This window comes from Paraburkholderia oxyphila NBRC 105797 (genome assembly GCF_000685075.1).
GTDB lineage: Bacteria > Pseudomonadota > Gammaproteobacteria > Burkholderiales > Burkholderiaceae > Paraburkholderia > Paraburkholderia oxyphila.
In genome coordinates this window covers 1-5,219 of the sequence record NZ_BAYD01000216.1, presented here as the reverse complement: position 1 = coordinate 5,219, position 5,219 = coordinate 1, and the positions used below count along the sequence as shown (strand labels likewise).

General features: G+C 63.0%; 6 protein-coding genes. 2 read left to right on the top strand and 4 right to left on the bottom strand.

Features of this window, described 5'->3' with window-relative positions; all coding sequences use genetic code 11:
* A partial coding sequence (locus BO1_RS58675; RefSeq protein ID WP_218002880.1) for a DUF3331 domain-containing protein occupies positions 1-362 on the top strand: 362 nt, incomplete at its 5' end.
* A gap of 193 nt (positions 363-555) precedes the next feature.
* Positions 556-759 carry a cold-shock protein gene (locus tag BO1_RS48050; protein WP_028223672.1) on the top strand — a complete coding sequence of 68 codons (204 nt, stop codon included), beginning with the start codon at positions 556-558 and terminating at the stop codon, positions 757-759.
* Positions 760-871: 112 nt separating this feature from the next.
* Here BO1_RS48050 and BO1_RS55880 read toward each other — a convergent pair whose 3' ends face one another.
* The 4 genes from BO1_RS55880 to BO1_RS48030 all read right to left on the bottom strand — a co-directional run bounded on the left by BO1_RS55880 (position 872) and on the right by BO1_RS48030 (position 4,933).
* Positions 872-1,153, bottom strand: a complete 282-nt coding sequence (locus tag BO1_RS55880; protein ID WP_043289230.1) for a hypothetical protein — start codon at positions 1,151-1,153, stop codon at positions 872-874.
* Positions 1,154-1,199: 46 nt separating this feature from the next.
* A complete protein-coding gene (locus BO1_RS48040) occupies positions 1,200-2,330 on the bottom strand; it encodes an aminomethyltransferase family protein (RefSeq protein WP_028223671.1) in 1,131 nt (376 codons plus the stop codon).
* Between the two features lie 207 nt (positions 2,331-2,537).
* Positions 2,538-3,674: a porin gene (locus BO1_RS48035; protein WP_028223670.1), complete on the bottom strand. Its 1,137-nt coding sequence runs from the start codon at positions 3,672-3,674 to the stop codon at positions 2,538-2,540.
* Between the two features lie 137 nt (positions 3,675-3,811).
* A complete protein-coding gene (locus BO1_RS48030; protein WP_028223669.1) occupies positions 3,812-4,933 on the bottom strand; it encodes an aminodeoxychorismate synthase component I in 1,122 nt (373 codons plus the stop codon).
* Between the last annotated feature and the right edge of the window lie 286 nt (positions 4,934-5,219).

Here is a 5,219-nt window from a genome sequence, read left to right as displayed (position 1 = left end):
CGCTGGGTGGGGAGCCGCGATGTGTGCCGGGCCCCGGCCACGTGATCGCGTCCATGAGTCCACCTCAGGCACAGCCGTTCCCACCGCCGCATATCGAGGTGCTGGAACGTTTGCCCAGAAATCGTATTGCCGTATCGTGGCGCCAACCCGGGCGAGCCTGCTATGGCGAGCAGATCTGGTCACCTTCGACCGCCTCCGAGGCCGGCACATGCGCACTGTCAATGGTTTCATTTGAGGCCGGAGCGCAGGTATTCCTGCCGGCGATCGGTGAGTATCCGCCGCACAACCGCGACGAGAGAATCCTCGCTGACGCGATCAGCTCGCTGGATCTCGACTGCCCTGCAAAACGCGTTCGGTGCTGAAAAAAAGGGACGGGATGCCGCGTTCGAGAGGCCGTGCCTGACGTGGCACCCAAGGCCAATATGACAACAATATGTCGCTGTCATCCGCAAAAACGCCTATTGCAGGGAGAAGCTTGGTCCGGTCAAGATGCTTGGCCCGACCGGCAAGTCCCCGTCGGCGTTCAATTTAACGGTTTATGGAAGCGACAGAGAAATGGCAACAGGTTCAGTGAAGTGGTTCAACGATGCGAAGGGTTTTGGGTTCATTACGCCGGATGACGGCGGCGACGATCTGTTCGCGCATTTCTCCGAAGTCCAGGCGAAGGGCTTCAAGTCCTTGCAGGAAAACCAGCGGGTGAGCTTCGAGGTGAAGCAAGGCCCCAAGGGCAAGCAGGCCGCGAATATCCAGGCGCTGTAATCGGGGTCAGCACGATCTCCGGCAAAGTCAATGGCCCGTTATGGGCCATTTGCGTTTGCTGGGGCAGGGCCTGGGCGCGATCGGCTGCGTCGTAGCAGGGGACTGCTGTTGATCACCCAGCCGTATATCGCGCCTGACGATCGCGGCTGCGTTTCAGGGCCTGTCGCGCGACGGCCTCCATCTCCCGGTCGCTGAGTGCGTTCGCGACGGCACACGCGTAGGCGTGGTGCTGCTGCGTCATCGGCACGGATAGATCGCGCGCATCCATATAGCGCAGCAAGGCGATCCGCTTGTGCCCGGCGGCAATGCTGTGCTCGTACAGCGATAAGGCGGCCTGCGGGTCGCGGCATTGCGCGACCCGCTTGACCAGGATTCTCGTTTCCGTACGGTTCATGGGTTCACGGCTCCCGCGTTGGCGAGACCGGCTTGCCGGCCGGCGCTCATCCCATCGCAGTGCGCTTCTTCTTCTCCGGGTCGTCGAAGGGCAGTTCGGATGCGGTGGCGCGCGCCTCGATACTGCCTCTGACCTCGAGCGCGGCGCCGCTGTGTGCCTGATCGACGTCCAGACGTGCGATGGCGAGCGAGCGCTTCGTGAGCCGCGAGTACATCCCACAGGTAATGACGCCAACCTGGCGGCCCTTCTGCCACAACGTGTCACCCGCGGCAGTGGCGCGAGACGCGCTCACGTCGACGCCATAAATCTTGAAGCGCTCCTTGCCGGCGAGCCGGAAATGCTCGCTGGCGCCGCAGAATTCGGTTTTGCCCGGCGACACGGTGAAGTCGAGGCCCAGCTCCCACAGTGTGTCGCCGGCCTTCTCGTCGCTGAATGGGTAGGTTTCCGAATTATCGTAGGGGTAGAACAGCAGATAGCTCTCCACGCGCAGCCAGTCGAGCGCCGCGAACGCGCAGGGAATGATGCCGAAGCCCGCCCCTTTCGAGAGAATCGTGTCCCAGATCAGCGGCGCATCCACGGCCTTGCAGAAGATTTCATAGCCGCGCTCGCCCGTATAGCCGGTGCGCGAAATCGTGACCGGGCGGCCGAACAGGCGCGTCTGCACGTGGTGGAAGTAGGGCAGCTCGCGGATGCCGGGGACGTGCTCGGCAAGAAAGTCCACGGCGGCCGGCCCTTGCAGCGAGAGATCGTGCAGGTCGTCGTCGAACAGCACGGCCACCTGACGGCCATGGGCGGAGCGCACGAGCCGCTCGTAGCCGGTGCCCGCGCCGTGCACGACCATGAACGCGTTCGGGCCGGTGCGGTACACGATGCAGTCGTCGATGAACTTGCCGTCTTCGTTGAGGATGGACGCATAGGCCGACTTGCCCGGATAGAGCTTGCCGATATCGCGCGTGGTCGCCCAGTTCAGCAGGCTTTCGGCGTGCGGGCCGACGTAGTGCACTTTCTTCAGGCCCGAGACATCCATGAGGCCGGCCTTGGTGCGGATCGCCTCGTGATGATCCGCGAGATCCGCCGCATAGCTCCATGCCATGCCCATGCCGTTCCAGTCTTCCAGCCTGGAGCCCAGCGCGCGATGACGGTCCGCGAGTGCCGAAATACGCCACGAATTTGCCATGGAAGACGCTCCGTAATTAGCGTTGAGGGATGGGCGAAGCGCGCAACGCGGGCCATGCTGCCGAAGGTATCTTGCCGATGCGCGCAGTTTCCTTAAGCGGCATTTTTTACGAACTTGGCCAGGGCCGCTATCCAGAAGAGGGGGTATGCCCACAGTGGTAGCGGCGGGCGCTACGCGCGCCGTGCCTGGCCATGCTGCATCAATCCGTTAGAAGCGGTGCAGAAAGCCGATGCGGACAACGGCCTGGTTCTCGCTCGAAGAGAGATCCGCGGCGCCGACGATGTGTGCCGCGTCCAGGTCGGTGCCTGTCTTGCCGTTCGTGTGCTGATAAGCGCCCTGCGCGTAGACCGAAGTCCGCTTGCTCAACGAGTAGTTCAGCATGAGCGCGACCTGATGCCAGTTCGGACTCGATCCTCCCGACGTGTCCTTGAGGTCGCCATGCGTGTAGGTGTATGCGGCGGCGAGCGAGAGCGTGGGGTCGATGAAGTACTGGCCGTTGATTTCGACGTTGTCGAACTTCCACGACGACCACGCTTGCGTGCCGATGTCGGGGGCATAGGCGTTGGCGGTCGGCTGATAGACGTCAGTGTGCGAGTAGGCGAGGCCTACGTTCGAGCCGTCACCGAAGGTCCATTTCACGCCTGCGTCGATGTTCTGCTGGCTCGCGGCCGTAAATACGCCGTCGCCGCCCACCGCGCCCGTGCTGTTCAGGTTGCCGTTGGACTGCCGCATGTAGGCCACGGCAGCCGAGAATGGCCCGGCGCCATAGCTGATGGCCGCGCTGTACGCGCGGTTGTCGGCGAAGTTGGTGGCGTTGCTGAAGCCATAGACGCCTTCGGCCTGAAACCCCGCCAATGTCGGGCTCACATACTTGACGGCGTTGTTGAAGCGGAAGTCCTGGTCCGAGTTGTCGTTGTCGAACGGATGCGCCGCGAGGTCGCCGATGGTGTTGCCCGCCGCCGTGAAGGGGCTCCACATGTCGACGGTTGCGTCGTACTGGCGCCCGAGCGTGAGCGTGCCGTAGGCTGCGGAACTGAGCCCGACGAATGCCTGGCGGCTAAAGATCGACCCGCTCATGCTCAACGCGCCGTTGTTCACATTGAAGCCGCTTTCGAGCGTGAAGATGGCGGAGAGGCCGCCACCGAGATCCTCGGTGCCCTTGAGCCCGAAATTCGACGCGTTGGTGTCGCCGCTGACCATCGCGTAGGCGCTATGGCCGCGTGCGTTCGACGTGTAGTTCAAGCCATCGTCGATCACGCCATAGAGCGTGACGCTGCTCTGCGCATGGGCATGGCCGGCAACGAAGAGTGCCGCGAGCGCGGCGCAAGGAAGGTGTTTATTCATGAGCTGGCATTGGATCCTGGTTTGACGGGCGCGGACAGGGTGGTTCGTGCTGGTGCTGGCGCGTTGCCGGGCCGCCCGAACCCGTGCAGAACTGCATGGATAGCCCGCCCGTGACGCGAACGACGCAGGCGAGCCATTCACCAGGAACCGATGATGCGGGACTTCCACTTGCATTCTTCCCACTCGCGCGCCGGGTCCGAGTCCATGACGATGCCGCCGCCCACGCAATAGACGCCCTCGCCGCTGCGATCGAGGACGAGGGTGCGTATGGCGACGTTCATCGAGAATCGGCCATCCGGCGCGAGCCATCCGATGCTTCCGCAATAGACGCCGCGCGGCGCGAATTCGAGGCGGCGGATGTGATGCATCGCAGCGATCTTCGGCGCGCCCGTGACCGAGCCGCACGGAAAGAGCGCGCGCAGGATGCGTTCGAGATTTGGCTCGCCGATATCGGCGGTGATCGTCGAGGTGAGGGTCCAGACTGTCGCGTACTGTTCCAGCGCGAACAGGTTCTCTACCGCGACCGAACCGGTGCGCGCAATGCGCCCGAGGTCGTTGCGCAGGAGATCGACGATCATCAGGTTCTCGGCCTGATCCTTCGCGCTCGACTGCAATTGCGTGGCGAAACGGCGGTCTTGCTCGGGATCGGCATCGCGCGGCGCGGTGCCCTTCATGGGCCGTGTCGTCAGCTTGCCGCTGCCGTGGTGCAGGAACAGTTCCGGAGAGAACGAAAGAATCCGGCGATCGCCATCCTCGATATAGGCTGCATGCGCGGACGGGTTCGCGTTGGCGAGGCGCCGGTATAGCGCACCGGCATCGCCGCGGGTATGCACGTCGAGCGGAAACGTATAGTTGATCTGATAGACCTCGCCGGCGGCGATCAGCCTGCGGATCTCGGACACCTGCTCCATGTAGCGATGCTTGCCGATACGCGGTTTGATCGAGAGGATCTCGCTTTGTGGGTCGGTCGCGAGGGCTTTGCATGAGGGTTCCTCATGGACTTCGTCGAAGACTAGCGCGCTCAGGTGCGGGCGCTTGTCGTCCGCCGGTTCGCTTCGGTCATGCAATGACGGTTCGAGCCAATAGCCCACTTCATAGTTGGCGATCAAGGCGATCCATTGCCCTTTCGCGCGAGCCGCGTCGATTTCCTGCATTGCGTGCGCAAACTCGCTGCGGTCGCGAGCCGTGATCCGCGAGTGTGGGCCACGCATGACTAGCGCGCGTCCAGCAACGAAATCGTCGAAGCGGCAAATGTCCATGGAGGCAGAAGTGGAACGGCGAATCAATGCGGCGAGCATCAGCGACCAAAAGTGCGCCATCAATGATTCGTAGTAGGTATCCCCCATGGGGTAGATGGCGATGCGCAGGGTGCACGCTGGGCGTGCCGTGCAAAGTGCCCGCGTTGCCGTAGTTGCAGCGCCGTTGCGGCGGGGTAGGGGCTGTCTACCTCTTAGGTGAGACGCGGTCGCCGTGTACTGGCGTGTATGCTCTGCTTCAGCTTGTGCCTTTCCTTGTTTTGCATTCGGTATGCAGGCGTTGCCCCTG